Source organism: Curtobacterium sp. LFS079, assembly GCF_047977865.1.
In the GTDB taxonomy this organism is placed as follows: Bacteria; Actinomycetota; Actinomycetes; order Actinomycetales; family Micrococcaceae; genus Arthrobacter.
Map to the genome: position 1 here is coordinate 25,158 of NZ_JBFPFO010000005.1, position 24,924 is coordinate 50,081.

A 24,924-nucleotide genomic window follows, 5' to 3' on the forward strand; every position below is an offset into this window, starting at 1 on the left:
GGGCCCCCTCGAATCTGAAAGGACTGACGACATGAGTGAGGCTCCGGCCCTGCTGATAATTTCCTTTTCCAACATCACCTCGGACCCGAGAGTCCTGAAGCAGGTTGAACTGTTCAAGGACAAGTACCGGGTCAGCACGTGCGGCTACGGGGAGGGGCCGGGCGGGGTCGAGAAGCATTTCGCTCTGCCGGCTGATTCCCGAGGCTGGACCTCGGACCGAGTGGGGTTGATGACCCGAAGGTACAAGCGTGTCTACGGCGGACTGAGCGCCGTCCAGGCAGCACGTGAGGCTCTGCAGGGCGCACGTTTCGACATCGTCCTTGCCAATGACCTCAATACGCTTCCTGTTGCGCTGGAGCTGGAACCAAGGCTCGGCGTCCATGCGGACCTTCACGAATTTGCGCCCAAGGAAAAGGACGAAGACACCAAATGGCGCCTGTTCGTGGCGCCCTACCAGCGCTGGCTGTGCCGGAAGTACCTTACGAAAGTTGCATCCCTTACCACCGTGTCAGACGGGATCGCGCGGCAGTATCAGGCCGATTACGGCATCGCTGCCGAAGTGGTGACCAACGCGGCTCCCTACGTCGAAGGTTCCCCGCGTGCCGTGGGCAAGACCATCAGGCTCATCCACAGCGCCGCGGGGCAGCGGTACCGGAAGCTCGAGAATTTCATCGAAGCGATGCGGGGTGCGCCCGAGTGGCTCCATCTGGACATGATCGTCATGCCCAACGAACCGGACTATGTCGGGGAGTTGAAGGCATTGGCGGCCGGAGTTCCGGGGATCAGCTTCCGCGACCCCGTTCCGTACAAGGACCTCGTTGCAACCCTGAGCGCTTACGATGTCTCGATTGTTTTCCTGCCGCCAACCAACTTCAATCTGCAGAATGCGCTGCCCAACAAGTTCTTCGAGGCGGTGCAAGCGCGCCTGGGCGTGATCGTCGGTCCATCGCCGGCGATGGCGACGCTCGTCGAACAATTCGGCTTCGGTCATGTGACTCCTGATTTCTCGGCTTCGACGTTGAGGATGGCGTTGCTCGATCTGACGCCTGAAAAGGTCGAAGGATGGAAGGCGGCGTCCGACAAGGCGGCCGTGCCGCTCTCCGCAGAGGAACAGAACAAGACCTGGGAGGGCGCCATCGCACGGATCGCCGCGTCCGCGCCCAGTGCTGTGTAAGCCTGCAGCCAAGATGAGCAGCATTGATGTAGTGATTCCCGTGCATACGGGGAAGCGGCCCTTGGCCCGGGCAGTGGCTTCATGCTTCGATGGCAATGACCCCAGCCGGATCAGGGTCACGGTCGTCTGCCACAACGTGGGTCAAAGTCCGATTGAGAACCTGCTCGGCGGCACTTTGCACGCAGACCGCATTCGCTATCTCGAGCTGAATGACGGGATCAATTCACCGAGCGGACCGAAAAACCTCGGGCTTGCAGCGGCAGAAGCCGATTACGTTACAGTCCTGGACTCTGACGACTACTTTGAACCGGGCGCTCTGGATTCATGGAAGCGCCACCTGGACCATTCCGGTTCGGGCCTGCTTGTGGCGCCATTGCGCAGCGGGAGCGGGAAGCGGATCCGCACGCCCCGGGTGCGGCCGGGCAAATCAACCTGCTTGGATCCGGTAAAGGACCGGCTCGCGTATGCCACCGCGCCGCGGGGTCTGTGGAAGACATCGCTTCTCCGCGCTCATGGCTGGCATTACAAGGACGGCCTGCGGACGGGGGAGGACCTTGAAACAGGCCTGAAAATGTGGTTCTCCGGCGAAAAGATAGACCATCCCGCCCGCGGGTGCTACGTCTTGGCCGATGACGCGGGGGACCGGGTGACCTCGGCCGTCCTGCCGTTAGGCGAAGAATTCAGAGCCATACTCGACCTGGATCCGAGCTGGCTGGAATCCTTGTCTCCCAAGGCCCGACGTTCGATTGCGGTTAAGCTTGCGCGGGTAAATCTGCTGGCCGGCATGTTCCGGCGGGGGTCTGCTGCTTTGTGGAACGAAGGGGACCTGCAGGCGATCAAGAGGTTCATGGCTCTGCTGGGGAACTTGTCGGCGTCGTACGATCGCCCGCTGGCGCGCGCCGACTCAAAGTTCCTATCGGTATTGAGGGCTCCCGGACTTACTGAAGCAACTGTGCAGCGGGCGCTTCGCGCCTACGAACAGGCCGGGCGATGGGATCGAGTCCTCGCCTCCTCCATCCTTGGAAACCTGGACGCCGAGAGCAACTTCCGCCACTTTATCCGCCTCCGGCTCTACGACCTGTTCCGGGCGCCATAGCGGCGCAGCAAACACAAGGAAAGGTCAGGAAATCCGTACGGATTTCCTGACCTTTCCCATGTGGTCCGAGCGGTTCAGTATGACGCCAGTTGGGCGCCCACGCTTGCCGGCAATGTGACCGGCGTTCCCCAAGTGCCCGGGCCGACGAGCGGGTAGTACTTCAGGCCGCCCCCGGAAAGGACCGCCATCAGGCCCCTGCTGCCGCTGTCCGTGAACGCGGCTGCGGTCGAGAACTGGGGAATGCCCGACCACCCCGAACCGACGATGCGCCTGGACTCCGCCATGAATCCTCCTTGGCCGTTCGAACGGTAGAGCAGCATGCTGCCCGCTGAATTGACCGCGAGCACGTCCTGCTTGCCGTCGGCGTCGTAGTCGACGACGGCGATGCGGAGCGCACCCCAGCCTGTCCCGATCTTCCGGGCCGGGCTGAGTCCCGCACCCGAGGCGTTTGCCCAGTAGTAGAGATCGCCCGACGCCGTGGTCCCGAGCAGGCCAGGGTACGGGGCGCCGGTAATCCACGGAGCGGAGATGAAACGGATTCCCGCCCACCCGGACGCTGCCAGGGTGATGCTGCGGGCAAAACCGCCGGTGCTCAAACCGAAATGGACGGTCAGGGAACCGTTGTCCCATTGGGTGAGCACGTCCCGAACGCCATCCGAATTCCAGTCGACGATATGCACGCTTTTGACGCCGCTCCAGCCGGTGCCGATTTGGAATGGTCCGTCAAAACCGCCGGTGCCGGTGGACGGGAGGCTCCACAGGGCGCCGCTGGAGTCGACTGTCGCTTTGCTTCCTCCGTTGCCGAGCGGGGCGCTCCGGAGCAACAAGGGACTGCCTTCCACCAGGGAACCGTTGAAACCGCTTCCCGCGGCCGTGGCAGGACCCAAGCCCGCGCTGCTGGACGGGAAGTAATCAAGCTGGCCGGCCGTGTTGCGCGCGAGCAGGCCTACGGAACCGGTTCCGGAGAATCCCGTGACGGCGCTGATGCTGGTCTTTGCGTTCCAACCGGTTCCGAGTACCCGGCGGGACTCCGTAATCCAGCCTCCATCGCCGTTGGAACGGAACAGCTTCATGGTGCCCAGATAATCGGAGGCTGCAACGTCGGGGTTGCCGTCGCCGTCGAAATCGCCCAATGAGAGATGCTGCCGGGCGAATCCTTGTCCGATGACGGCCGGCGTGGAGAGCCCGGTGCCGGACGTGTTGGCATAGTGGTTGAGGGTGCCGTCCGCGCGGATGGCGAGGATGGAGGGGAAGCGGCTCTGGTTAAGCCATTTTCCTGCCACGAGGTCGACGCCGGCAAATCCCGAGGACGCGAGGGTCACCGCCGCAAAGCCGCCTGAGGGCAGTCCCTTGTAGAGTACGAGCGCGCCGCTGGTCTGTTGCACGAGGACGTCCCATGCGCCGTCGGCGTTCCAGTCGGCGGAGTGAACCGAACGGACGCCGCTGAAGCCGCTGCCAATGACGGTGCCGCTGCCCATGACGCCGCCGGAGGGCCGGTACCGCACCAGTTGCCCGGCGGTGTTGACGACTACGACGTCGGACGCGGAGGTAAGCGAGGGGGGCGCCGTGGCCGGGCCGCCGTTGATCGTCTCGCCGCCTGCGATCAGGAAGCCGTTCCAGCCGTTGCCCACCCCCGTCTTGGTTCCCCAATTCGATCCCCCGGGGACCGGGAAGTAGCTGAGCACGCCGGACTTGTCGCGGGTGATCAGGCCAACCGAGCCGTAGCCATTGAATCCGCTGGCCACGGTAACGCTTGTCATCGCATTCCAGCCGTTGCCGACCACGGGTCGGTTCTCGTAGATGAAACGTCCGTCGCCGCCGGAACGGAACAACCGCATGGTGCCGTCTGAATCCTGGCCGAGGATGTCCGGGTTTCCGTCGCCGTCGAAATCGATCATGGTCATGTTCACGTTCGCCCAGCCTTGCCCGATGATGCTGGACGTGCCCAGCAGGCCGCCGGAGTCGTTGGGGGAGAAGCGGACGGTGCCGGCATCGTCGCGGCTAAGCACTTGCGGGTAATAGCTTCCGGGCAGCCAGTAGCCGATTGTCAGCTGATATCCCGCCCATCCCGAGGCCGCCAGCACCGGGCCGGTGGCGAATCCGCCGAATGCGTTCCCCAAATAGACGTTCAGCTTTCCCGAAGTCCATTGGGCCACGAGATCAAGGATGCCGTCGGCATTCCAGTCAATGACATTGATCGAGCGCAGTCCGAGCCAGCCGGTTCCGATCTTCTTCGGGGCGCCAAGGGTGCCGGTGAAGCCGGCCGTGTAGCGCCACAGGTTGCCGGAGCTGTCAGCTGCAACGACGTCTGCCGTGCTGGCCACGGCGGGCTCGGGCGCCGAACCGGTGGCATTGGCGGCAAACTTCTGGAGCTGGGCGTAGCTGCCGCGCCAGACGTTGGAATCCCCCGCAAACGGGCCAGTACTGCTGTACTGCCAGACGCTATAGGTGCTCCAGCCGAAAGGCATTTCGCCCACCCAGGTCGAATAGGCGGCGATGTGGAGCGGCTGGCCGCCAAGGGCGGGTGAGTTTCCCGTGCACCGTTTCCACCAGTCGGTGGTCGTGTACACCATTGGCAGCCGGCCGGTCCTGGCCTTTACCTGGTTCGAGAAGGCCTTGACCCAGTTCACGATCTGGCTTGGGCTCATGTTGTAGCAGGTATTGCCCAGCGAATCGTACGGGTTGTATTCAATGTCGAGCAGGGGAGGGAGGGTCCACCCGTCAGCGCTCCATCCCCCACCGTTGTTGACGAAATAGTCGGCCTGGCCGGCCGCTGTGGAGCCGTCGTTCGGGAGCGCGAAGTGATATGCGCCGCGTATCAGGCCGGCGTTCCTGGATCCGTTGTACTGGGAGGCGAAGCTCGAACTCTTGAAGCCGGTGCCCTCGGTGGCCTTTACGTAGGCAAACCGTGCGCCCTGGTTTGCCTGCGCTGTCCAGTTGACATCGCCCTGCCAACCACTGACGTCGAGCCCTTGGACACCGGGCGGCATCCAGGTTGCCGCAGCGGGCTCCGCGGACTGCACGTTGAGCTGCATGCGCTGGAGAGTCGGAGCCTGGTGCGACTTGACCCCCTGTCCGAGACGTGCCCCGTAGGGTCCGCGCTCCGCCGGGAGTGCCCGGAGGTCGACCGGTTCAGGTGCGGGTGTGGCGGCTTCGACGCCGGTCCCGGATTCCGTGGCAGAAGTGTCCTGATCGGGTGACGGGCTGGCCTGGACCGGTGCGGCGAGGCCGAACAGCACCGCCGTCGTCGCGAGCAGAGCGGCCAAGGGGCGGGCCAAGCGACGGGCGGGCAATTTGGTTCTCGGGAATATTCGGGAGTTCGTCATGTCTGGCTCCAGGACTGCGGCCTGGGCCGGATAACCCTTGGCCGCTGCTTAGTCGGTCGATGCGCCGACCGTCTGGTCCCCGGAACGAAGAGGTCGGCAGCGATCGCCAGCCTACCACCGTTGTGAAGCATGGGGAGGGAGGATACTGAAGTTACTCCTGTGACTATCCTTCGGAATGGGTTCCAAGGATCTGCGCGTAGAGGGCTTCCAGCTGCAGTTCAAGGGCCTGGGCGGAATGATGTTGCAGGGCCCAGCTGCGGGCCGCTTCGCCCAGGGCTGCTGCCTTTGAAGGGTTGTCGAGCAGGTCCTCGACCAGCCCGAGCGCATCCGCCTCTGCGGTGTTCGCAATGGGAGCGGCGCTTCCGTAGGCATCGTCAGCGGTGAACCGGGCAAGGACCGGACGGGCCTGGGCCATCGCCTCCAGATCGCTCAACCCAAGCACGCCGAAGCTGATCTGCCCGATCACGAGATCGGCGTCGGCCAGCTGCTGGCGGAATGAATCGTGGCTCATATGCGGAAGCAGTCGGATGCCTGCGGCAGAGGCTTCCGACGCGCGGGTTCCCCACTGGAGGCCGAGAAGCTCAAGCTCAGGCCGGATTTCCTTGAGCTTCCGGGCTAGTTCCAGGAGCTCGGGCGCCCCTTTTGAATCGTCCCAGCGGCTCGCGAAGAATATCCTCTTGCCGTTGCGGGGACGTGTGGGTTGAAGCAGTACCTCAGACTCCCGGGAAAGCGGCGCGGGCAACCAGCGGGCATCCGGGCGGAGGGCCAGAACCGGTTCCGCCATGTCAGGGGTTGAATAAAGCACGGCATCCGCCGTCCGGACGGACCGCTTTACGATAGGGCCCAATATGCGCGAATGCAGGTCCTGGCGGACGTCCGTTCCATGCAGGTGGAGGACAACTCCCTTCCGGAACCAGCCGTAGTATCCGGAAACCCCGTAGTTGATGTGGAGCAGGTCCGGCCGCGGGCGGATGTTGCGGGTGTCCAGCAGGTCGCGAAGCCGCTGCCAGGCAATCAGCGCAGGGTTTGCGCCACGCCCGGCAGGGACCGGGCGAAGGACCCAGTCGAGACCCTTCTGCCGGGCTACCGCAATGACATTGCGGGACGTGCCGGAGATGTCGCCGATGTGGAGTACCCGCACGGGGACCCGCCTTCCTTCAAAGGTTGCCGGAACGGATTGGCCCCCGCCCCGGAGGGCGCGGGCCGCCGTCGTGGTTACTTGGACAGCTGGGAATCGATGAAAGGCGCCAAGGCAGCGGAGTACTCGGCACTGAGGTGCGAGTAATCGCGGAACACGATGACTGTGCCGATCACTGCATGGCACAAGGACGCGTCACACAGTTGATCGCGGGACCGGATCCTGGTGATTCCGTGGCCATCCATGCGCGTTGCCGCCTGGGTAATCGCGGTATTGGACGGGAAGGCTTTGCTCACGGGCGTCGCACAATCCAGCGGTTTGTTCGGGTGGCTTTCGAGGCAGGTCGGGATGTACTGGCCTTTCGTGCGGGGCACGTCATCGAAGACCACTACTTTCTTGCCGGAAGCGATCCACGTTTTCCATTCGGCGATGAAGCCATCCACCGCGGGGTTTGCCAGCGTCTCGCCGGGGGCAGCCTTGAAAGCATACGCCGTGGAATATGAGGCGGTGAACACCGTGCTGATGCTCTTGTCCCGCGCAAGCATGCCGCTGATTGCCTCGCCCCAGGCGTGGCAATCGAGCTGATTCTGGTCATTTGCCTCATTCGGCAGGATGCGCAGGGCTGTCGTGGCCGGGCAGGACGCCTTGGCAAAGGTTTTGATCCGCCATTTGTGCTTCGCCGCGAGCTCTTCAATGGCCGGGAACCAGGCTGTTGCGTGGGAATCGCCGATGATGGCGACGGTGTCCTTCGCCTCCGATTCGGGAACCCCGAGCTCGCAGCTGACCAGATCGGAGCCGCCGTAGTCGCCTTGGCAGCCGGGGTGCAGCGGTTCGCGGTTCTGTCCGGCAACAGCCGCCGGACCGGGAACCGGTTCGCCCTTCCCGGCCACCGGTCCGCATTTGTTGGCCGGATTCAGCGCGCCGGGACCGTAGCAGGGCTGGGCCTTGGCTTCTGCCGAGGCGCTTTCGGCGGTGTGAACGAGGCTGTTGAGGCCGACGCAAAGCGCAACGACCAGACCCATGGCACTGGCGGTCAGCAGGTAGGTCTTGAGGCGGGAACGCAGGAACTTCCCCTTGCGAAGCGGGTCTTCAACCGTGACTTTGCTGATCCAGGCCAGGGCGACCGCGGCCAGCAGCAGCACGAACTTGTCCACGGTGCCCAATGGGCGGTCCAGGACGAAAGGCGCGATGATCAGGAGCGGCCAGTGCCAGAGGTAGATGCCGTACGAGGCGTCGCCGAGGAACGTCACAGGCTTCAAAGTGAGCCAGCGCCGGGGTCCGTAGGGGCCAGGGCTGGCAGCTCCGGCAATCACAAGGAGCGTCCCCGCTACCGGGACGGCGGCCGTCCAGCCGGGGAACGGCGTCGCGGAGGTGAACACAAGTGAGCTGTAGGCGATCAGCCCGAGCCCGAGCCATGCAAGGGCAGTGCCGGGCTTGCCCTGGATCTGACGGTTGCCCAGGATGAGGGCAAGGAGTGCGCCGCCTGCGAATTCCCAAGCACGGACCGGGGTCGCGAAATAGGCAACGGCCGGTTGATTGGCCGTGGCGAAGACCGAGTAGGCGAAGGATGCCGCCGCGATCAGGGCGAGGCCTGCTGTGATGATCGTCCTGGGGGAGGCCCAGGGCTTTCCGGGGAACAGTCTTCCGAGCTTTGCCGAGACGAAGAGCAGGCCCAGGAAAAGCAGCGGCCAGCAAACATAGAACTGTTCCTCGACGGACAACGACCAGAAATGCTGGACCGCGGAGGCGTCGTTGTGCTGCGCGGAATAGTCGACCGCGTCGCCGGCCAATGCCCAGTTCTGGACGTAGAGGGCACTGGCGCCGATCTGCCGGGCTGCGGTCTCCCAGGTGGACTTCGGCGCCCAGAGGAAGACGCCCAGCAACGTCACAAGGAGGACAAGCAGTGACGCCGGCAGCAACCGCCGGATCCTGCGGGCCCAAAAGCCGGCAAGGGAAATCGTTCCGGACTTCGTCGCCTCACGGAACAAATGGGACGTGATGAGGAAACCGGAAATGACAAAAAAGACGTCAACGCCGACGTAGCCGCCACTCAGCCGCGTGGGCCAGAAATGGTAGGCCACCACTGCCATCACTGCAATGGCACGCAGTCCCTGGATCTCCGGCTGGAAGTGGCCCGTCTGGACCAACCGCCACGTTTTTCGCGGGCGAAGCTGTGGTCTTTCGATGGTTAGCGTTGGCGACACAACCACTAATCCTACCTTCGCGGCCCTGAGCCATGTGAATCGCGGCAGGGTCCCTCGGAGGCCGCGACGGGCGGGCCGGTGCGGGGAGCCCGGCGTTGCGACTCTAGAATTGGGGGCATGAAGGTATTGGTCACCGGGGGCGCAGGCTACATCGGATCCCACACAACGCTCTGTTTGCTCGACGCCGGACACGAAGTCACGGTGCTCGACAACCTCGCCAATTCCAGCGAGGAGTCGTTGCGCAGGGTGGAGGCGCTCACCGGGAAACACGTCGATTTCCGCAAAGGGGACCTGCTGGACACCCGCTCCCTGGACGAGCTGTTTGCCGAAGGCCATTTTGACGCGGTGATCCACTTCGCGGGGCTGAAGGCCGTGGGAGAGTCTGTCGAAAAGCCTCTGGCGTATTACAAGAACAACGTGGTCGGAACCCTGAACCTGCTGGAAAGCATGGATAACGCGGGCGTCCGGCGTCTGGTCTTCAGCTCGTCAGCCACCGTGTACGGCGAATCCGATCACGTACCTCTCATCGAGAAGTTCCCCCTCGATGCGGCCAACCCCTATGGCAGGACGAAGGAACAGATCGAAGACATCCTCTCGGACCTCAGCGCTTCCGATCCCCGATGGAGCATTGCGCTTCTTCGCTACTTCAACCCCGTAGGGGCCCACGAGTCCGGACTGATTGGCGAGGATCCCCAGGGGGTTCCGAACAATCTGCTCCCCTTCGTCGCGCAGGTGGCCGTCGGCCGCCGGGAAAAGGTAATGGTTTTCGGAAACGATTACCCCACCCCGGACGGCACCGGAGTGCGCGATTACATCCATGTCATGGATCTCGCTGACGGGCATCTCGCGGCCCTGGGTTATCTGATGGGTAAGACCGGTACCTTCCGCTGGAACCTTGGAACAGGGCATGGATTCTCCGTCCTGGAGGTGATCGCTGCTTTCAGCGCCGCCGCCGGGCATGCCATTCCCTACGAATTTGCGCCGCGGCGCGCGGGGGACGCAGCGATTTGTTACGCCGACGCTTCGGCTGCCCTGGCCGATCTCGGATGGTCTGCCCGCCGTAACCTGACCCAGATGTGCGAAGACCACTGGCGGTGGCAAAGCTCGAACCCCTTCGGATACGCGCAGGCCAGCTGAACCGGAGGGCTTTCGGCGGGCTTGCGGAGTGGTTATCCACAACCAGGCCCGTTTGACTTGGTCCGGTGCGGTACAGTCCTTAGCCTTGTTCCCGTTGAACGTTATTTCCCTCGACAGGGGGAGCGTTGCATTGGGGGAGACATGGACGCTGTCCGCATCGTCGAAGACGAAGTCCGGGAACTGATCCGTCGGCGTGGTCTCGATCCCCTCAAGCAAGCCGTCGAAGTCCACCGCCTGGTCGAAGCCGCGGTCAACGACTATGACGCCCGGGCGTTGATTGCCCCGCTGCCTCCGATCGGCCACCTGGAAAGCGCCCGGAAGCAGGTTTTCGACGCCGTCGCTGGTTTCGGGCCGCTGCAGCCGTACCTGGACGATCACACGATCGAAGAAATCTGGATCAACTCTCCCAGCGAAGTCTATGTGGCGAGGAACGGGGAGTCGGAGCTTACATCCACCGTCCTCAGCGACCAGCAGGTACGCGACCTTGTAGAGCGGATGCTCAAGAGTTCGGGCCGGCGGCTTGACCTGTCTTCGCCTTTCGTGGACGCGGCGCTGCCGGACGGTTCCCGCCTGCACGTCGTCATCCCGGACATCACGCGCCGCCATTGGGCAGTGAACATCCGTAAATTCGTCGTTAAGGCCAGCCGCCTGGAACACCTGGTGGAGCTCGGAACCCTGACCCCGCAGTCCGCCCGGTTCCTCGGCGCGGCCGTGGCAAGCGGCCTCAACATCCTCGTCTCCGGTGCCACCCAGGCGGGGAAGACCACCATGCTGAATTGCCTTGCCGCGAACATCGGCTCCCGTGAGCGCGTCATCACTGTCGAGGAGATCTTCGAACTGCAGTTCCCGCTGCGCGACGTCGTCTCCTTGCAATGCCGCCAGCCGAACCTCGAAGGGGAGGGCGAGATTCCGCTGCGCCGGCTGGTGAAGGAAGCACTGCGCATGCGTCCGGACAGGCTCGTGGTCGGCGAGGTCCGTGAGGCCGAAAGCCTGGACATGCTGATCGCGTTGAACTCGGGACTGCCGGGAATGTGCACCGTCCATGCGAACTCCGCCCATGACGCCGTCACCAAGATCTGCACCCTGCCGTTGTTGGCAGGGGAAAACATCTCAAGTGCTTTCGTCGTCCCTACCGTCGCGTCCTGCATCGACCTCGTGGTCCACTGCAGCCGCAACGCCAACGGACGCCGCCAGGTGACCGAGATCCTTTCCTTGGGCCGGCGTGTCGAGAACGGCATCATCGAATCCTCCCTGGTCTTCACGATGCAGGAGGGCCAACTCGTTCCGAAAGCCAACTCGATGCCGTCATCGGAAAAGTTCGCACGGGCCGGATTCGACGTCGCGGCCCTGTTGGGTACGCGATGATGGCGCCGCTGCTCGGAGTCCTGTGCGGACTCGGAGTCTTCCTTGTCTGGTGGTCCGCGTGGGAGCAGCCTCCCGCCGTCTCCCGGGAAAAGAGGCCCAAACGGTTGGAAACCCTCCTCCTGACCGCGGGCATCGAGAAGGTCAGCTCCGCCGGCCTGATTGCGTCCTGCCTCGGACTCGGCCTTTTCGTGGTCCTGGTTTTCTTCATTGTCACCGGCTCCCTGCCGATCGCCGCGTGCTTCGGCCTCTTCGGCGCGTGGCTCCCGCTTGTCATCGTGCGCTGGCGGGCGCGACGTCGGACCGCGATGCTCCGCGGGCTCTGGCCGGACGTCGTGGACCACCTCCGATCGGCGATCCGGGCCGGCCTGCCCTTGCCCGAAGCACTGATCCAGCTCGGGCAAAAGGGCCCGGAGGAATTGCGCGGGCTGTTCCGGGACTTCGGCGCCGACTACCGCGCCGGCGGTCAGTTCGACGCCGCGTTGAACAGACTGAAGGACCGGCTGGCCGATCCCGTGGCGAACCGGATTGTCGAGGCGCTCCGGATGACCCGCGACGTCGGCGGCTCGGACCTCGGCCGCCTCCTGGGAAGCCTCGGCGAGTTCCTGCGCGAAAGTGCCCGCACCAGGAGCGAACTCGAAGCCCGGCAGTCGTGGACGATCAACGCGGCACGGCTCGCAGTCGGGGCGCCATGGATTGTGCTGATGCTGCTGGCGAGCCGGCCGGAAGCCATCGAGGCGTACAACACGCCCGTAGGTGTTGCCGTCTTGGTGGGCGGGCTGCTGGTTTCGGCCTTCTGCTACTCCGTCATGCTGCGGATCGGTGCGCTGCCCGAGGACGAAAGGGTGCTCCGATGAACACCTTGACCGCGATGGCCGTGTTCTGCGGCCTTGTCCTCGGGGCGGGGCTCTGGCTGGTCCTCGTCCGGATGCCGTTCATGCGGGCCACGCCGTTCATGGAACGGATTGAACCGCAACTGCGGTCCCACAGTCTTGAATCCACCCTCCTTCGGGCTTCCGGGCACAACGTCACCCCCTTCGGCCCCTTGGAGAGGATCCTGCGTCCCTTGGTGGAGGACGGCCTGCACTACCTGGCGAGGTTCAACTTCGGGACCACGGCCCTGGGCAAGCGGCTTGCACAGGCCGGTTCCGGGAAGACCGCCTTGGACTTCCGTGCGGAGCAGCTGCTCTGGGCAGCCGGCGGCTTCGTCCTGGCTGTCGTGCTGGCGGTCTTCAGCGCCGCGGCGGGACGCTTCAACCTCGTCCTGGCGCTCCTTTCGGTGCTGGGAGCGACGCTCGGCGGGTTCCTGTTCCGCGACTACATGCTTGGTGTCCAGATCAAACGCCGCGAGAGGCGGATGCTCGCGGAGTTCCCAAGTCTCGCCGAGCTCATGGCGCTGGCGGTGGGCGCCGGTGAGAGCGCAATCGGTGCACTGGACCGGGTCTGCCGGACCGCAAACGGGGAACTGGCGAAGGAGTTCTCCCTGGTCCTGGCCGCCACACGGTCAGGCATGCCCTTGGTCGAAGCACTCCGGGAATTTTCCGCGCGCACCGAACTCGGTGCGTTGGTGCGCTTTGTCGACGGCCTGATCGTCGCCGTCGAACGCGGTACCCCGCTGGCCGATGTCCTTCGCGCTCAGGCCTCCGACGTGCGCGACACCGCCAAACGGGAACTCATGGAGTCCGCGGGCCGCAAGGAAATCGGCATGATGGTGCCCCTCGTCTTCGGAGTCCTGCCGCTGACAGTGGTGTTTGCGGTCTACCCGGGCGTCGCAGCGCTGAATCTGGGTTTCTGATGCACGTACTAGAAACAACCTGCACAAAATGTTCCGCAAGAAGAAATGGGGAAGTATATGACAACGCAACTCCGGAGCCTTCCGGTGACCACTCTCGGGTACCTGTCCCGGTCCCTGGACGGGATCGCGTCCCGGTGCACCCGCCGGCTGGCCACCGACGGCGCCAGCTCTGAACGCGGCGACGTGCCCGGTTGGGTGATGATCACCCTCATGTCTGCCGCGCTGGTTGCCGGCCTGCTCGCCCTGGCAACCCCGGCGCTCGCGGAGTTGTTCAACAACGCCATGGACAAGGTCAACAAGTAATCCATGTGGCCGGAGACCAGGACGGGTGCAGCGCGCCCGGGTACACGCAGCGGCGAGCGGGGCTCCGCCGTCGTCGACTTCGTGCTGGTGGGCAGCCTCCTGACTTTCCTGTTTCTTGCGATCATCCAGTTGACCCTTGTGCTGCATGTCCGCAACACCTTGATCGATGCCGCTTCCTCCGGCGCCCGCTACGGCACTCTTGCCGACCGGACGCCCGCCGACGGCCGGCAGCGCACGGCCGAGCTGATCGGCACCGCCCTGAACCCGGACTACGCCCGGGACATCTCGACGTCGGAAGCCGAGGTGCAGGGCATCCGCACCCTTGAGGTCACGGTCAGGGCGCCTCTTCCGGTTGCTGGCCTGTTCGGCGTGCCGGTGTCCGTGCTGGAGGTGAAGGGCCATGCAGCACTTCCCGGCTGACTTGCGCAAACGGTTAAGCGTCCGCCTCAGGGTGGCCCTCTGCCGCCCCCGTCCCGGGGACGGACCGCCTCCGGGCACCGGAAAAGAACAAGGCAGCGCCGTTGTTGAGTTCACGTTCCTGGCACTGCTGTTGATGGTTCCGCTCGTGTATTTCATCGTCACGGTGGGTCAGCTGCAGAGCGGCGCTTTCGCTGTGGTCGGTGCCGCCGACCAGGCGGCAAAGGTGTTTGTCGCGCAATCGGACGCGGGCCGGGCCCGGATGGCGGCTGAACAATCGGCCGTCTTGACCCTGGCCGATTACGGCCACCCTGCAGAGCGCGCGACGGTCGATATCTCCTGCGACCGTGCGGACTGCATGTCCGCGGGCGCGACCGTCACGGTCACCGTGAGCCTCACGGTCCCGCTGCCGATGGTGCCGTTCGGCGATTCGCTCCGGCTCGACGCGGGACGCCTGAACGCATCCGCTTCCCAGGTTGTCGGGAGGTTCCGATGAACGCCGGGGGACTGCCCGTCCATGACAGCTCCGAGCGGGGCCAGACCATGGTGCTGATCATCGGCTTCACGCTGATCGCCCTGCTCCTCGCGAGCGTCGTCGCGGCCGCCTCGGCCGTGTACATCGAGCACAAGAAGCTCCTCTCGATGGCCGACGGCGCCTCGGTGGCGGCAGCGGACAGTTACACCCTTGGGGGAACCGCGGAAGGATCCAGCCGGCCGGCCGCGGTGCTCACGAACGAACGCGTGCGCAACGTGACGGCCTCCTACCTGAAGCGAAACAACGCCTACGCCCGTTTCGACGGCCTCGCCGTCGGCGGCGGCACGGGGAGCCCGGACTCTTCGTCCGCGGACGTCGTCCTCACCGCCGTCGCGCATCCGCCGGTCGTGAGTTTCCTGCTCCCGGACGGCATCCCGATCGAAGCGCGGTCCACCGCGCGCTCCCGACTCACCCGCTAGAGCCCGGCCCGGGAACCGGGCGTCCTCGTCACGGACCGCCCGGCACGACATCGGGCCCGGCGGATGGCGTAGGCTTGAACAACCATGGCTGAGATTGATTTTTCCGCGGAAATCCGCGCCCTTCGCTCCACCTACTCTTCGATCGAGCAGGTGTCCGACGTCGAAAAGCTCAAGGCTGAGATCGCCGAGCTGAGCGAGCAGGCGGGGGCGCCCGATCTTTGGGACGATCCGGCCTCGGCACAGCAGGTCACCTCACGGCTGTCACACCGCCAGTCCGAGCTGGAGCGTTTGAACAGGCTCGCCGGCCGCATCGACGACCTTGAGGTCCTGGTCGAACTGGGCCAGGCCGAAGGCGACCAGGATTCCCTGGCCGAGGCCGCAACCGAACTCGGATCAATCCGGAAAGCCCTGGCCGAGCTCGAAGTCGTGACCCTCCTTTCCGGCGAGTACGACGAACGCGAAGCTGTGGTCACCATCCGTGCAGGCGCCGGAGGCGTGGACGCCGCGGACTTCGCGGAAATGCTGCTGCGCATGTACCTGCGCTGGGCCGAACGGCACGGCTATCCCACCTCCGTCATGGACACCTCGTACGCGGAAGAAGCCGGCCTGAAGTCGGCTACTTTCGAGGTCAAGGCCCCGTACGCCTTCGGCACGCTGAGCGTGGAGGCCGGTACGCACCGGCTGGTCCGGATCAGCCCCTTCGACAACCAGGGCCGCCGCCAGACCTCCTTCGCAGCCGTCGAAGTCATCCCGCTCATCGAGCAGACGGACTCGATCGAGATCCCCGATAACGAAATCCGCGTGGACGTCTTCCGTTCATCCGGCCCCGGCGGCCAGTCCGTCAACACCACGGACTCCGCTGTGCGCCTGACGCACATCCCGACGGGAATCGTGGTGTCGATGCAGAACGAGAAGTCCCAGCTGCAGAACCGGGCAGCCGCCATGCGGGTCCTGCAGTCACGCCTCCTCCTGCTGAAGAAGGAGCAGGAAGACGCAGAAAAGAAGGCCCTGGCCGGCGACGTCAAAGCCTCCTGGGGTGACCAGATGCGCTCCTACGTGCTCAACCCGTACCAGATGGTCAAGGACCTCCGGACCGAGCACGAGGTCGGCAACACCTCGGCCGTGCTCGACGGCGACATCGACGACTTCATCGACGCTGGCATCCGCTGGCGCACCGGAAACCGCAACGCCGCAGACTGACTGGAACCTGCTCCGAAGGTGAACCGGCCGCCATTCCTGCCAGTCGCAGGATCCCCGCAGGATCCCCGCAGGTTCGGCACAGGATCGCCACAGGATCGGCGACACGCCCCGGGAAGCCCTGCGGTTCCCAGGAGGCCGTGCGTATAGTCGAAGGGCCGGTGCCCCTCTTCCCCAAACGAAAAGCCCCTGCGCCGGCGGTTGGAGCTTCGCACAATGCGGCGTGTCCGTCGGGGTTGCCGAAGAGCCATGATCCGATTTGAGAACGTCACCAAGGTTTACGACCCCAATGCGAGGCCGGCGCTCGATGACGTCAGCCTCGAGATCGAGCGCGGCGAGTTCACCTTCCTGGTCGGCGCCTCGGGATCCGGAAAGTCAACCTTCCTCCGGCTGATCCTGAAGGAAGACCGTGCCACCTCCGGTTCGGTCCATGTCGCCGGCCAGAACGTCGCGAACATTTCCAGCTGGCGGGTGCCCAGGCTGCGCCGCGGCATCGGCGTGGTCTTCCAAGACTTCCGCCTCCTGCCGCAGAAGAACGTCTTCGCCAACGTCGCCTTTGCCATGCAGGTCATCGGCAAGAGCCGCAGCATCATCAGGGAAACCGTGCCCGAGGTCCTCAAGACGGTAGGTCTTGAAGGCAAGGAAAAGCGCATGCCTCACGAACTCTCCGGCGGTGAGCAGCAGCGTGTCGCGATCGCACGCGCCGTCGTCAACCGGCCAGGCATCCTCCTGGCGGACGAACCCACCGGAAACCTGGACCCCATTACCTCGATGGGCATCATGGGCGTCCTGGACAAGATCAACCAGAACGGAACCACCGTCGTCATGGCCACCCACGATGACGACATCGTGAATGAAATGCGCAAACGCGTCGTCGAACTGCGGAACGGCGTGGTGGTTCGCGATGAGGCCAAGGCCCTCTACACCTCCATGATCCCCGTGGTGGGGGAGTCCCGCCTGCTCAAGGACGCCAGCGACGAAGAGCTCGACCGTGCGACGGGGGGCCAGCTGTGAGGCTTGCATTCATCCTCGGGGAAATCGGCAGCGGCCTGCGCCGCAACCTGTCGATGGTGGTCTCCGTCATCCTGGTGACCTTTGTATCCCTGACCTTCGTCGGCGCTGCCGGCATGCTGCAGATGCAGATCAATCAGATGAAGGGCTACTGGTACGACAAGGTCCAGGTGGCGATCTTCCTCTGTAATGAGTCCTCGACGTCGGCCGGCTGCGCCTCGGGTGCGGTCACCGATGAACAGCGGGAGAACCTCGGGAAGATGCTTGAGTCTCCCGCCGTGAAGCAGTACATCAGTGATTTCCAGTTCGAATCGCAGGCGGAGGCGTTCCAGCACTTCAAGGAACAGTTCTCCAACTCGCCGATCGTGGATTCAGTGACCCAGGACCAGCTTCCAGCGTCCTTCCGGATCAATATGAAGGACCCGGAAAAATACCAGATCATCAGCGAGACCTTCTCTTCCCAGCCAGGCGTGGAGACGGTCAGTGACCAGCGGCAGGTCCTTGAACGGATCTTCGTCTGGATGAACGGTGCTTCCGTGGTTGCCATGGGAATCGCCGTCGTCATGATCGTCTGCGCCGTGCTGCTCATCACCACAACCATCAGATTGTCGGCGTTCAGCCGGCGCCGCGAGACCGGAATCATGCGTCTGGTCGGCGCCTCCAAGACGGTCATCCAGTTGCCGTTCATCCTTGAAGGCGTGATTGCTGCGGTAGTAGGGGCGCTCCTGGCGTCCGGTACCCTGTGGCTGGTGACCCTTTGGCTCAATGGCGACTTGTCGCGGCAGTTCCTGAATACGCCGTTCATTTCCTCTGCCCAAGTACTCGTGGTCGCACCGGTCCTGATCGCCCTCGGCGGCGGGCTGGCGGGCATTGCCTCCTTGCTAACCCTCCGCCGATACCTGAAGGTGTAATGATGAACCGCAGCGAAGAGCAGAACAGTGTCCTGCCGGCGTCGGGAAGGATCCCGTTGCCGGTGCAGCTGCGGCTCGCGGCCTGCCGGATAAGGGTCGTGGCCGCGGCGGTTGCGGTGACATTGGCTGCCGGCCTCGGCGCGGCCGCGCCGATCGCCCGGGCCGATGATCTCGAGGACAAGCAATCGGCACTGGAAGCCGAAGCGGCGCGGGTAGAGCAGTCGCTGGAGTTCGTTGATTCCAAGATTGCCAAGGCTGCCGGAGACCTTGTGATCTACCAAGGACGCCTGCCCGGGGCACAGCAAGCCCTCCTCGAAGCCCAGGGACGTGTGGCTTCTGCCGTCCGCGAGGTCGAAGCCCTCGCGGCACGGGTGGATCTGGCACAGCAAAACAAAGCCAAGATCACTGAACAGCTGGAAAACGATAAGCAGAAGATCAGCGAGACGAAGAAGCTGATCGGCCAGATCGCCTCCCAGGCGTACAAGTCCGGTGGTGTTCCCACCAACGTCGCCCTGTTGTTCGGTTCGAACGACAGCGGCAGCCTCACCGAAACGATGGACCTCGCCGATCAGGCCATGCGCGGCCAGAACGCTGCGATGACGAAGCTGACGCAGCAGAACGCCACCAACGTGAACTCCGAGGCGCGCCTTGCCGCCGTCGAGGAAGAGATCCGGGACCTGAAGGCGAAGGCGGACGCGGCGCTGGCGCGCGAGAAGGCCGCCCGGGACGAGGCCGCGGCCAAGAAGGCTGAAGTGGACAAGCTCATCGCTGACACCACGCGGTTGAACAGCCAGCTGCAGGCGGCAAAGCCGGGGATCCAGGCCAAGCTTCGGCAGGTCAAGGACCAGCAGGTCGCGGTGGCCTCGGAGATCGCGGAACGCGACCGCAGGCTGCGCGAGGCTTGGGAGGCCGAGCAGCGCCGGATAGCTGCTGCGGCGGCCGCTGCGGCCCGCGCGCAGGGCCAAGCGGCGCAGCCGTACAACCCGCCGATGATGTCTCCGAGCTCGGCCTTCGGCCTGATCCACCCCGTGCCGGCGAACATACCGATCACCTCAGGCTTCGGCTGGCGGTCAACGCCTCCCGGTACCATCGACTTCTACGGCCAGGGTGGCTACATGCACACCGGCATCGACTTCGGAGCTCCCTGCGGAACTCCGGTGTACGCCGCTGCTGCGGGAACGGTGTTCTCGGCAGGTTGGGGCAATGACGGCGGTGGCAACCGGGTCAAGATCTCCCATGGCGTTGTGGGCGGCCACTCCCTGACCACCGTCTACTATCACAACACCAGCGTCGTTGTTTCCGAAGGGCAGCAGGTCAGCCGTGGCCAGCTGATCGCTTACTCGGGTACCACCGGCAACTCCACCGGGTGCCACGTGCACTTCGAGACTTGGCTCGACTCGGCCGCCGTCGACCCGATGACCCTGCTCTAGCTTCCATTGCCAAGGCGCGGCGCGCAGCATTTTGGGGCCTGCCGCTGGCGTAGACTGGTGGGAATCTCAACAGACCAAGGAGTTCTACCGTGCCCAAGGAAAGTGGCCGTAAGGTAGTGGCCACCAATCGTAAGGCCCGGCACAACTACCACATTCTGGACAGCTATGAGGCAGGCATTGCCCTCATGGGAACCGAAGTGAAGTCCCTTCGCGAAGGCCATGCGTCGATGGTGGACGGCTTCTGCACGTTCTATAACGATGAGTTGTGGATGGAAGGTATCCACATCCCAGAGTACAACCAGGGGAGTTGGACCAACCACGCCGCACGCCGCCGTCGCAAGCTGCTCCTGCACCGGGAGGAGCTGGACAAAATCGCCGGCAAGATCCGCGAATCAGGCTTCACCGTGGTGCCGCTGCAGCTCTATTTCCTGGACGGCCGCGCCAAGGTTGAAATCGCACTTGCCCGAGGCAAGAAGGATTACGACAAGCGCCAGACCCTGCGGGAACAGCAGGACAACCGCGAGGCGCTGCGCGAAATGCGTGAACGTAACCGGCGCTAGCCGCCCTGCGCAGCGTGGAATGATTTCCCGCTGCGGTGCGTTATGATGGATAGTCCGGACGGAATGGCGGTTTTCCCGCTGCGCCGGACGGTATTTGGTAACAAAATACGGGGATGATCGGTTTCGACGATGTTAGTCGCGACAGGTGAAGCGGGCCGAGGATGCAGAATTATCTCGTAAACGCTGTCTGCAAACCAATAAGTGCCGAATCTAAGCGCACTGACTTCGCTCTTGCTGCCTAAGCAGTAAGACAGTCCGTCAGCCCGGGGTTGCTATCGCCCCGGATCCTGGCGTCATTTAGATAGCCACTGCTGTTTGCTCCCGTCATCGGAGTAAACGGGACTTTTAGGTGACTGGGCCCGGATCAGCCAGCTGTTTGCAGCATGGCTGGGGCCGAGAAAATCCGACGCAAACTGCGCCCGGAGAAGCCCTGACAACACGACATCGGACGGGGGTTCAATTCCCCCCATCTCCACAAAAAGGCCCCTGGAAACAGGGGCCTTTTTTCGTGCCTTCACGGCCTCGAAAATCCGCCTCAACAGGCAGGTTCACCCACGGCGTAGCGGAGTACGGACTAGGGCAGCCTCCCCGCGCGTTGAAGCAGGTAGATCTGCAAGGAGGCAGTGATGGACAGCGAAAGAACGGACGACGGCGGCGCGCTGGATGCGTACTCGCTGATCGTTACCGGCGTGGCCGAGAGTGTCACCGCCCATGTCGCAGCGCTTGAGATGAGCAGCGCGCGGCGCAACGGGTTTATCAGGCGCGGCGCCGGTTCGGCAGTGGTTTTCACGGAGGACGGCTACCTGCTCACGAACGCGCACGTGGTGGCGGGACTGACCAGCGGCCGGGCGATGTTCGCCGACGGGAGGCACAGCGAGGTTGAGCTCGTCGGGGCCGATCCGCTGTCGGACCTCGCGGTGCTGCGCGCCCGCCAGGCGCCGCCCCCGGCCGTACTTGGCAACGCGGAAACATTGAAGGTGGGACAGTTGGTGGTCGCCGTCGGGAATCCGCTGGGACTGTCCGGATCGGTGACGGCCGGCGTGGTCAGCGGCCTGGGCCGGGCCATCCCGGTCCGCTCGGGCCGGCACACCAGGCTGATTGAAGACGTCATCCAGACCGACGCCTCGCTGAACCCGGGGAACTCCGGTGGCGCCCTGGCCGACACGAAGGGCCGGGTGGTGGGCATCAACACGGCGGTCGCGGGTGCGGGGCTTGGCCTGGCGGTGCCGATCAATGGCACCACGCGCCGGATCATCGCGGCCCTGCTGCGAGACGGCCGGGTGGTCCGTGCCTACCTTGGGCTGGTCACCACGCCTGTTCCGCTGGACGTGGCGGCGGTGGTGCGGACCGGCTTCAAGGAAGGGCTCGGGATCGTGGAAGTAATTGCGGGGTCGCCGGCCGAACGCGCGGGGCTTCGACCGGGCGACCTGGTACTCAGCGCACAGGACAGGGCCCTGACGAGCGCGGAAAGCCTCCAGAAGCTCCTCTTCGCGCAGGCGCTGGGGGAGCCGTTCAGGATGTCCGTGCTGCGTGAGGGCAAGGTGCTCGGCATGGTAGCCGTGCCGGAAGAACTCGATGAAGCGATGGAGCGGCAGGGCTGAAACGGGAGTGTCCGGGGCGCTTGCCCCGGACACCGCTATTTCCGCTTGAGATGTGCGACGGGGTCGGTATCGGTCGCGGAATCGTGCTTGGCGCGCTTGATGGCCCGCTTCTGCTTGATGGACTTGCCGCTCTTCTTTATCTCGTGCTGGTGTGGTGACTTGTCAGGCATGACTCGCTCCTATGCCGAATACCGGAGAGACCACCTTGGGAGACCATTGACCTCCACTTTGTAAACTACGCCCCTTTTGGCTGGATACAAGGTCAGTGCCCGGGCGTAGGCTGTGCACATGAATGACACGGCCGTGCTCCCTCCGGCGACCCCGCTGCAGAAGCGCGTACTTGTGGTGGCCATAGTGGCTTCGTTCATCGCCTTCCTGGACACCTTTGTGGTGAACCTGGCACTTCCTGCAATCGGCCGTGAGCTCGGCGGCGGACTGGTCATCCAGCAGTGGGTGGTGGATGCGTACCTGCTTACCCTCGGCGGACTCATCCTCGTGGCCGGATCGTTGTCGGACCGTTTCGGCAGGGTCCGCGTGCTCGAATGGGGCCTGGGCGGTTTCGCCGTGACATCGGTGCTGTGCGGCCTGGCTTGGTCCGGGGAGGTGCTGGTGGTCGCCCGTGCCCTGCAAGGCGTGGCCGGCGCCCTGGTGGTTCCGAGTTCGCTGGCCCTGATCGTGAACTTCTTCAGCGGGCCGGCACAGTCGCGGGCCATCGGCCAGTGGTCCGGGTGGACCAGCGCCGCGGCCATCGTGGCGCCGCTGGTGGGTGGTCTCTCGGTCGATTACCTGTCGTGGCGGTTCTTCTTCTTTGCCAACGTGGTTCCCTTGGCCGTCGTCTGGCCGCTGGTCCTGAAGCTGCGCGCGGACGACAGCAAGGACCCGGTGTCCGGACACATCGACTACCTTGGTGCCCTGCTGGCCATCATCGGACTCGGCGGTCCGGTCTATGCGTTCATCGAACAGGGTCACCTCGGCTGGGACAGCCCGGTCGTGTGGTTGCCGCTTGCTGTCGGCGTGGTGGCCCTGGCGGTGTTCCTGGCCCACGAGGCCCGGACGCCGGCGCCCATGCTTCCGCTTCGTCTGTTCACGATCAGGAACTTCGGCTGGGGAAACATCGCCACCTTGGCCATCTACGCCGCATTCTCCCTGGGCTTCTTCCTCCTGGGGATCTACCTTCAGCAGGTGGGCGGGATGCGTGCGACGACGGCGGGCATCGCCCTGCTTCCCTCCACCGTGATCCTGATGCTGGCGTCGAGCTACTTCGGCGGGCTTGCCGGCAAGTTCGGCCCCCGCTGGTTCATGACCCTCGGCCCGGTGCTGTGCGGCATCGGCTTCCTGCTGCTGCTCACCGTGCAGGAAACGCTCAACTACTGGACACAGGTGCTGCCTGGACAGATCGTGTTCGGCGTCGGGCTGGCCGTGACGGTGGCTCCGCTGACTGCAGCCATTCTGGGCGCGGTTCCGCCCGAGCAGGCAGGCATAGGTTCGGCGATCAACAATGCCGTGGCCCGCATCGCTGGCCTGGTCTGCATCGCCTTCGCCGGGATCATCACCGGCCCGGTCCTGACGACGGCGGGCCTCCACCAGGGCGCGGTGGTCACCGCGTTGCTGCTGATGATCGGGGCAGCGGCGTCCGCCGTCGGGATCCGCAACCCGGAGCTGGAAACCGTACCGCAGGCCGGGGAGGGACAATAACGTCAGGCGTCGTGCAGCGTGCAGCCTGCGTGGGTCGACTCGGAGGCCACCCACAGCGCCGAGGCCACCTCGTCTGCCAGGTCGTATTCACGGCTCGACGCTCCGCTGCCGATCCTCACCACCAACGCGCCGCCAAAGGGCTTGCGGCCCAGGACTTCCACGCTGGCGTCCAGGTCGATTTCTTCCGCCGCCAGGTAGCGCAGCAGCTCCGGGTTTTCGTCGCTGATCCTGGTGATCCGGCCGGAATGCCCCTCGTCCAGCTCGACCATCCGGTGGGCGTGCGGCAAGATGACGGTACCGTCCGCGGCGGGAATGGGGTCGCCGTGCGGATCGCGTGCAGGGTTGCCCAGTTTCCCGGCCATGCGCTCGATGAACGTATCGGAGACGGCGTGCTCGAGGAGCTCGGCTTCATCGTGGACCTCGTCCCAGCTGTAGCCAAGCTCCATGACCAAGTAGGTCTCGATCAGCCGGTGCCGCCGGACCATGGCCAGCGCGAGCTGCACCCCTTCCGGGGTGAGGGTGACCGCGCCATACGGCCGGTGGTCCACCAGGCCCTGGTCTTTGAGCTTGCGGACCATCTCCGAAACCGAGGAGTTCGCCACGCCGAGACGCTGGGCCAGCTGCGACGACGTGATGGGTTTGTCCTGCCACTCGGTGAACGAGTAGATGACCTTGACGTAGTCCTCGATCGAGGATGAGGGCGTGCCGGTCTTCACGCTCCTAGCCTACCGTGAACGGCATGCCTGGAAATTTGCCCGGCTCAGGCTTTCCGCGCCCGCCAGCTCTGTGTTATGTAGGGCAGCCGGATGACATCGGATGGTCCGTGGCCAAGGTGCTCGTGCAGGTACCACTGGAGGTTGGCCATGACTTTCGCCCGGGTGGCCTCATTCGCGCGCAGGTAGTAGCTGCGCGACTTCGTCAGCTCCATGATGTCTTCCGCGAACAGCGGATCTTCCCACGGGCTAAGGTGGCTTTCCAAGCCGATGAATTCCGGGCCCACCACGGGTCGGAAGTCCGATTTGTGGACGTCCCCGGCATGCATGATGCGCGAGAGCCGGTGGACCCAGGGGACCGAGGTGTCCAGCTGGTTCCACACGAGGCCGAGTACTCCGCCGGGACGCAGGATGCGGGCCAGTTCGGTGCTCGCCAGCAGGGGATCGCACCAGTGCCAAGCCTGGGCAACGCTGACGACGTCGAATGCTGAATCCGCCAGTCCTGTTGCCTCTGCCGTGCCGAGGAGTGCCGTGGCCGCCGGGTAATCCTTCCGCAGCTGCGCGAGCATGTCTTCGGAAGGGTCGACGGCGGCCGTCTGCAGGCCGCGTTCCAGCAGCAGGGCGGTGAATTTGCCGGTCCCGGCACCGATGTCCGCGGCGGTCCGGGCGCCGGCGGGCACCAGCCAGTCCGCGGAATCGGCCGGGTAGCCGGGACGGACGCGGTGGTAGTGCTCGCCGCCGTCCTGGAAGCTCGATCCGAGCTCGCGCCGCCGCTCGCTGTGCAGTTTGGGACCGTGGAGCCTGGCGTTTCGGAGCTTGGGTCCGCCGCGGTGTCCACCGGATCGCAAAGCCACGCGTCCACTCCTCACCGGGTCCTGAAATACTCTATGAATCTACCGC

Annotated in this window: 23 protein-coding genes and 1 other RNA gene; 18 read left to right on the forward strand and 6 right to left on the reverse strand. The window is 64.6% G+C overall.

Going from position 1 to position 24,924, the window contains the following annotated elements:
• The first annotated feature begins 31 nt into the window (after positions 1-31).
• Both ACNQPB_RS10190 and ACNQPB_RS10195 read left to right on the forward strand, forming a co-directional pair.
• Complete coding sequence (locus ACNQPB_RS10190) at positions 32-1,174, forward strand: glycosyltransferase (protein WP_498751347.1); 1,143 nt, start codon at positions 32-34, stop codon at positions 1,172-1,174.
• A 13-nt stretch (positions 1,175-1,187) separates the two neighbouring features.
• Positions 1,188-2,270, forward strand: a complete 1,083-nt coding sequence (locus tag ACNQPB_RS10195) for a glycosyltransferase family 2 protein (RefSeq protein WP_498751348.1) — start codon at positions 1,188-1,190, stop codon at positions 2,268-2,270.
• Between the two features lie 74 nt (positions 2,271-2,344).
• On the opposite strand, the gene ACNQPB_RS10200 is transcribed toward ACNQPB_RS10195, so the two are convergent.
• The 3 genes from ACNQPB_RS10200 to ACNQPB_RS10210 form a co-directional block, all read right to left on the reverse strand.
• The gene (locus tag ACNQPB_RS10200; RefSeq protein WP_498751350.1) at positions 2,345-5,548 is read right to left on the reverse strand and encodes a GH25 family lysozyme; all 3,204 of its coding nucleotides are present in this window, start codon (positions 5,546-5,548) and stop codon (positions 2,345-2,347) included.
• A 211-nt stretch (positions 5,549-5,759) separates the two neighbouring features.
• Complete coding sequence (locus tag ACNQPB_RS10205) at positions 5,760-6,737, reverse strand: glycosyltransferase family 4 protein (RefSeq protein ID WP_498751352.1); 978 nt, start codon at positions 6,735-6,737, stop codon at positions 5,760-5,762.
• Positions 6,738-6,811: 74 nt separating this feature from the next.
• Entirely contained in the window at positions 6,812-8,881 is a 2,070-nt protein-coding gene (locus ACNQPB_RS10210; RefSeq protein ID WP_498751354.1) for an acyltransferase family protein, read from the reverse strand.
• A gap of 174 nt (positions 8,882-9,055) precedes the next feature.
• Between ACNQPB_RS10210 and galE the strand changes: the two genes are divergently transcribed.
• The 15 genes from galE (at position 9,056) to ACNQPB_RS10285 (ending at position 21,616) form a co-directional block, all read left to right on the forward strand.
• Entirely contained in the window at positions 9,056-10,075 is a 1,020-nt protein-coding gene (gene galE, locus ACNQPB_RS10215) for a UDP-glucose 4-epimerase GalE (RefSeq protein ID WP_498751355.1), read from the forward strand.
• Between the two features lie 141 nt (positions 10,076-10,216).
• A complete protein-coding gene (locus ACNQPB_RS10220) occupies positions 10,217-11,440 on the forward strand; it encodes a TadA family conjugal transfer-associated ATPase (RefSeq protein WP_498751357.1) in 1,224 nt (407 codons plus the stop codon).
• Complete coding sequence (locus tag ACNQPB_RS10225; protein WP_498751785.1) at positions 11,440-12,294, forward strand: type II secretion system F family protein; 855 nt, start codon at positions 11,440-11,442, stop codon at positions 12,292-12,294. Before ACNQPB_RS10220 ends, ACNQPB_RS10225 begins: the two co-directional genes overlap by 1 nt.
• Positions 12,291-13,232: a type II secretion system F family protein gene (locus tag ACNQPB_RS10230; protein ID WP_498751358.1), complete on the forward strand. Its 942-nt coding sequence runs from the start codon at positions 12,291-12,293 to the stop codon at positions 13,230-13,232. Before ACNQPB_RS10225 ends, ACNQPB_RS10230 begins: the two co-directional genes overlap by 4 nt.
• A gap of 57 nt (positions 13,233-13,289) precedes the next feature.
• A complete protein-coding gene (locus tag ACNQPB_RS10235) occupies positions 13,290-13,535 on the forward strand; it encodes a hypothetical protein (protein ID WP_498751360.1) in 246 nt (81 codons plus the stop codon).
• A 3-nt stretch (positions 13,536-13,538) separates the two neighbouring features.
• A complete protein-coding gene (locus ACNQPB_RS10240; protein ID WP_498751362.1) occupies positions 13,539-13,955 on the forward strand; it encodes a TadE family protein in 417 nt (138 codons plus the stop codon).
• Positions 13,936-14,448, forward strand: coding sequence for a hypothetical protein (locus ACNQPB_RS10245; protein WP_498751363.1), 513 nt, complete (start codon positions 13,936-13,938; stop codon positions 14,446-14,448). The genes ACNQPB_RS10240 and ACNQPB_RS10245 overlap by 20 nt, the downstream gene beginning before the upstream one ends.
• A complete protein-coding gene (locus ACNQPB_RS10250; RefSeq protein WP_498751364.1) occupies positions 14,445-14,906 on the forward strand; it encodes a pilus assembly protein TadG-related protein in 462 nt (153 codons plus the stop codon). The genes ACNQPB_RS10245 and ACNQPB_RS10250 overlap by 4 nt, the downstream gene beginning before the upstream one ends.
• Positions 14,907-14,990: 84 nt before the next feature.
• On the forward strand, positions 14,991-16,106 hold the full coding sequence (gene prfB / locus ACNQPB_RS10255) for a peptide chain release factor 2 (RefSeq protein ID WP_498751366.1): 1,116 nt from the start codon (positions 14,991-14,993) through the stop codon (positions 16,104-16,106).
• A gap of 246 nt (positions 16,107-16,352) precedes the next feature.
• Positions 16,353-17,117 (forward strand): cell division ATP-binding protein FtsE, encoded by a 765-nt coding sequence (ftsE, locus tag ACNQPB_RS10260; protein ID WP_498751368.1) that lies wholly within the window; start codon positions 16,353-16,355, stop codon positions 17,115-17,117.
• Entirely contained in the window at positions 17,114-18,025 is a 912-nt protein-coding gene (gene ftsX, locus ACNQPB_RS10265; RefSeq protein WP_498751370.1) for a permease-like cell division protein FtsX, read from the forward strand. The genes ftsE and ftsX overlap by 4 nt, the downstream gene beginning before the upstream one ends.
• A complete protein-coding gene (locus ACNQPB_RS10270; RefSeq protein WP_498751371.1) occupies positions 18,025-19,455 on the forward strand; it encodes a peptidoglycan DD-metalloendopeptidase family protein in 1,431 nt (476 codons plus the stop codon). Before ftsX ends, ACNQPB_RS10270 begins: the two co-directional genes overlap by 1 nt.
• Before the next feature lie 89 nt (positions 19,456-19,544).
• On the forward strand, positions 19,545-20,015 hold the full coding sequence (gene smpB, locus ACNQPB_RS10275; RefSeq protein ID WP_074591609.1) for an SsrA-binding protein SmpB: 471 nt from the start codon (positions 19,545-19,547) through the stop codon (positions 20,013-20,015).
• A gap of 109 nt (positions 20,016-20,124) precedes the next feature.
• Positions 20,125-20,493: a transfer-messenger RNA gene (ssrA, locus tag ACNQPB_RS10280) on the forward strand.
• Positions 20,494-20,641: 148 nt separating this feature from the next.
• Positions 20,642-21,616, forward strand: coding sequence for a S1C family serine protease (locus ACNQPB_RS10285; protein WP_498751373.1), 975 nt, complete (start codon positions 20,642-20,644; stop codon positions 21,614-21,616).
• A gap of 35 nt (positions 21,617-21,651) precedes the next feature.
• On the opposite strand, the gene ACNQPB_RS10290 is transcribed toward ACNQPB_RS10285, so the two are convergent.
• On the reverse strand, positions 21,652-21,786 hold the full coding sequence (locus ACNQPB_RS10290) for a hypothetical protein (RefSeq protein WP_498751374.1): 135 nt from the start codon (positions 21,784-21,786) through the stop codon (positions 21,652-21,654).
• Between the two features lie 118 nt (positions 21,787-21,904).
• Between ACNQPB_RS10290 and ACNQPB_RS10295 the strand changes: the two genes are divergently transcribed.
• Positions 21,905-23,311 carry an MFS transporter gene (locus ACNQPB_RS10295; RefSeq protein WP_498751375.1) on the forward strand — a complete coding sequence of 469 codons (1,407 nt, stop codon included), beginning with the start codon at positions 21,905-21,907 and terminating at the stop codon, positions 23,309-23,311.
• Between the two features lie 2 nt (positions 23,312-23,313).
• On the opposite strand, the gene ACNQPB_RS10300 is transcribed toward ACNQPB_RS10295, so the two are convergent.
• Together ACNQPB_RS10300 and ACNQPB_RS10305 are read right to left on the reverse strand one after the other, a co-directional pair.
• Complete coding sequence (locus ACNQPB_RS10300; RefSeq protein ID WP_498751377.1) at positions 23,314-24,027, reverse strand: metal-dependent transcriptional regulator; 714 nt, start codon at positions 24,025-24,027, stop codon at positions 23,314-23,316.
• 44 nt (positions 24,028-24,071) lie between these two features.
• Positions 24,072-24,878, reverse strand: coding sequence for a class I SAM-dependent methyltransferase (locus tag ACNQPB_RS10305; protein ID WP_498751379.1), 807 nt, complete (start codon positions 24,876-24,878; stop codon positions 24,072-24,074).
• Positions 24,879-24,924 lie beyond the last annotated feature (46 nt).

What these genes read in the sequence shown, in the direction of transcription:
- ACNQPB_RS10270 (WP_498751371.1), top strand. Translation starts at nt 18,025, where the DNA reads ATGATGAACCGCAGCGAAGAGCAGAACAGTGTCCTGCCGGCGTCGGGA.
- ACNQPB_RS10195 (WP_498751348.1), top strand. Translation starts at nt 1,188, where the DNA reads ATGAGCAGCATTGATGTAGTGATTCCCGTGCATACGGGGAAGCGGCCC.
- ACNQPB_RS10250 (WP_498751364.1), top strand. Translation starts at nt 14,445, where the DNA reads ATGAACGCCGGGGGACTGCCCGTCCATGACAGCTCCGAGCGGGGCCAG.
- prfB (WP_498751366.1), top strand. Translation starts at nt 14,991, where the DNA reads ATGGCTGAGATTGATTTTTCCGCGGAAATCCGCGCCCTTCGCTCCACC.
- ACNQPB_RS10190 (WP_498751347.1), top strand. Translation starts at nt 32, where the DNA reads ATGAGTGAGGCTCCGGCCCTGCTGATAATTTCCTTTTCCAACATCACC.
- ACNQPB_RS10295 (WP_498751375.1), top strand. Translation starts at nt 21,905, where the DNA reads ATGAATGACACGGCCGTGCTCCCTCCGGCGACCCCGCTGCAGAAGCGC.
- ACNQPB_RS10230 (WP_498751358.1), top strand. Translation starts at nt 12,291, where the DNA reads ATGAACACCTTGACCGCGATGGCCGTGTTCTGCGGCCTTGTCCTCGGG.
- galE (WP_498751355.1), top strand. Translation starts at nt 9,056, where the DNA reads ATGAAGGTATTGGTCACCGGGGGCGCAGGCTACATCGGATCCCACACA.
- ACNQPB_RS10285 (WP_498751373.1), top strand. Translation starts at nt 20,642, where the DNA reads ATGGACAGCGAAAGAACGGACGACGGCGGCGCGCTGGATGCGTACTCG.
- ACNQPB_RS10220 (WP_498751357.1), top strand. Translation starts at nt 10,217, where the DNA reads ATGGACGCTGTCCGCATCGTCGAAGACGAAGTCCGGGAACTGATCCGT.
- ACNQPB_RS10235 (WP_498751360.1), top strand. Translation starts at nt 13,290, where the DNA reads ATGACAACGCAACTCCGGAGCCTTCCGGTGACCACTCTCGGGTACCTG.
- ACNQPB_RS10240 (WP_498751362.1), top strand. Translation starts at nt 13,539, where the DNA reads ATGTGGCCGGAGACCAGGACGGGTGCAGCGCGCCCGGGTACACGCAGC.
- ACNQPB_RS10245 (WP_498751363.1), top strand. Translation starts at nt 13,936, where the DNA reads ATGCAGCACTTCCCGGCTGACTTGCGCAAACGGTTAAGCGTCCGCCTC.
- ACNQPB_RS10225 (WP_498751785.1), top strand. Translation starts at nt 11,440, where the DNA reads ATGGCGCCGCTGCTCGGAGTCCTGTGCGGACTCGGAGTCTTCCTTGTC.
- ftsE (WP_498751368.1), top strand. Translation starts at nt 16,353, where the DNA reads ATGATCCGATTTGAGAACGTCACCAAGGTTTACGACCCCAATGCGAGG.
- ACNQPB_RS10290 (WP_498751374.1), bottom strand. Translation starts at nt 21,786, where the DNA reads ATGCCTGACAAGTCACCACACCAGCACGAGATAAAGAAGAGCGGCAAG.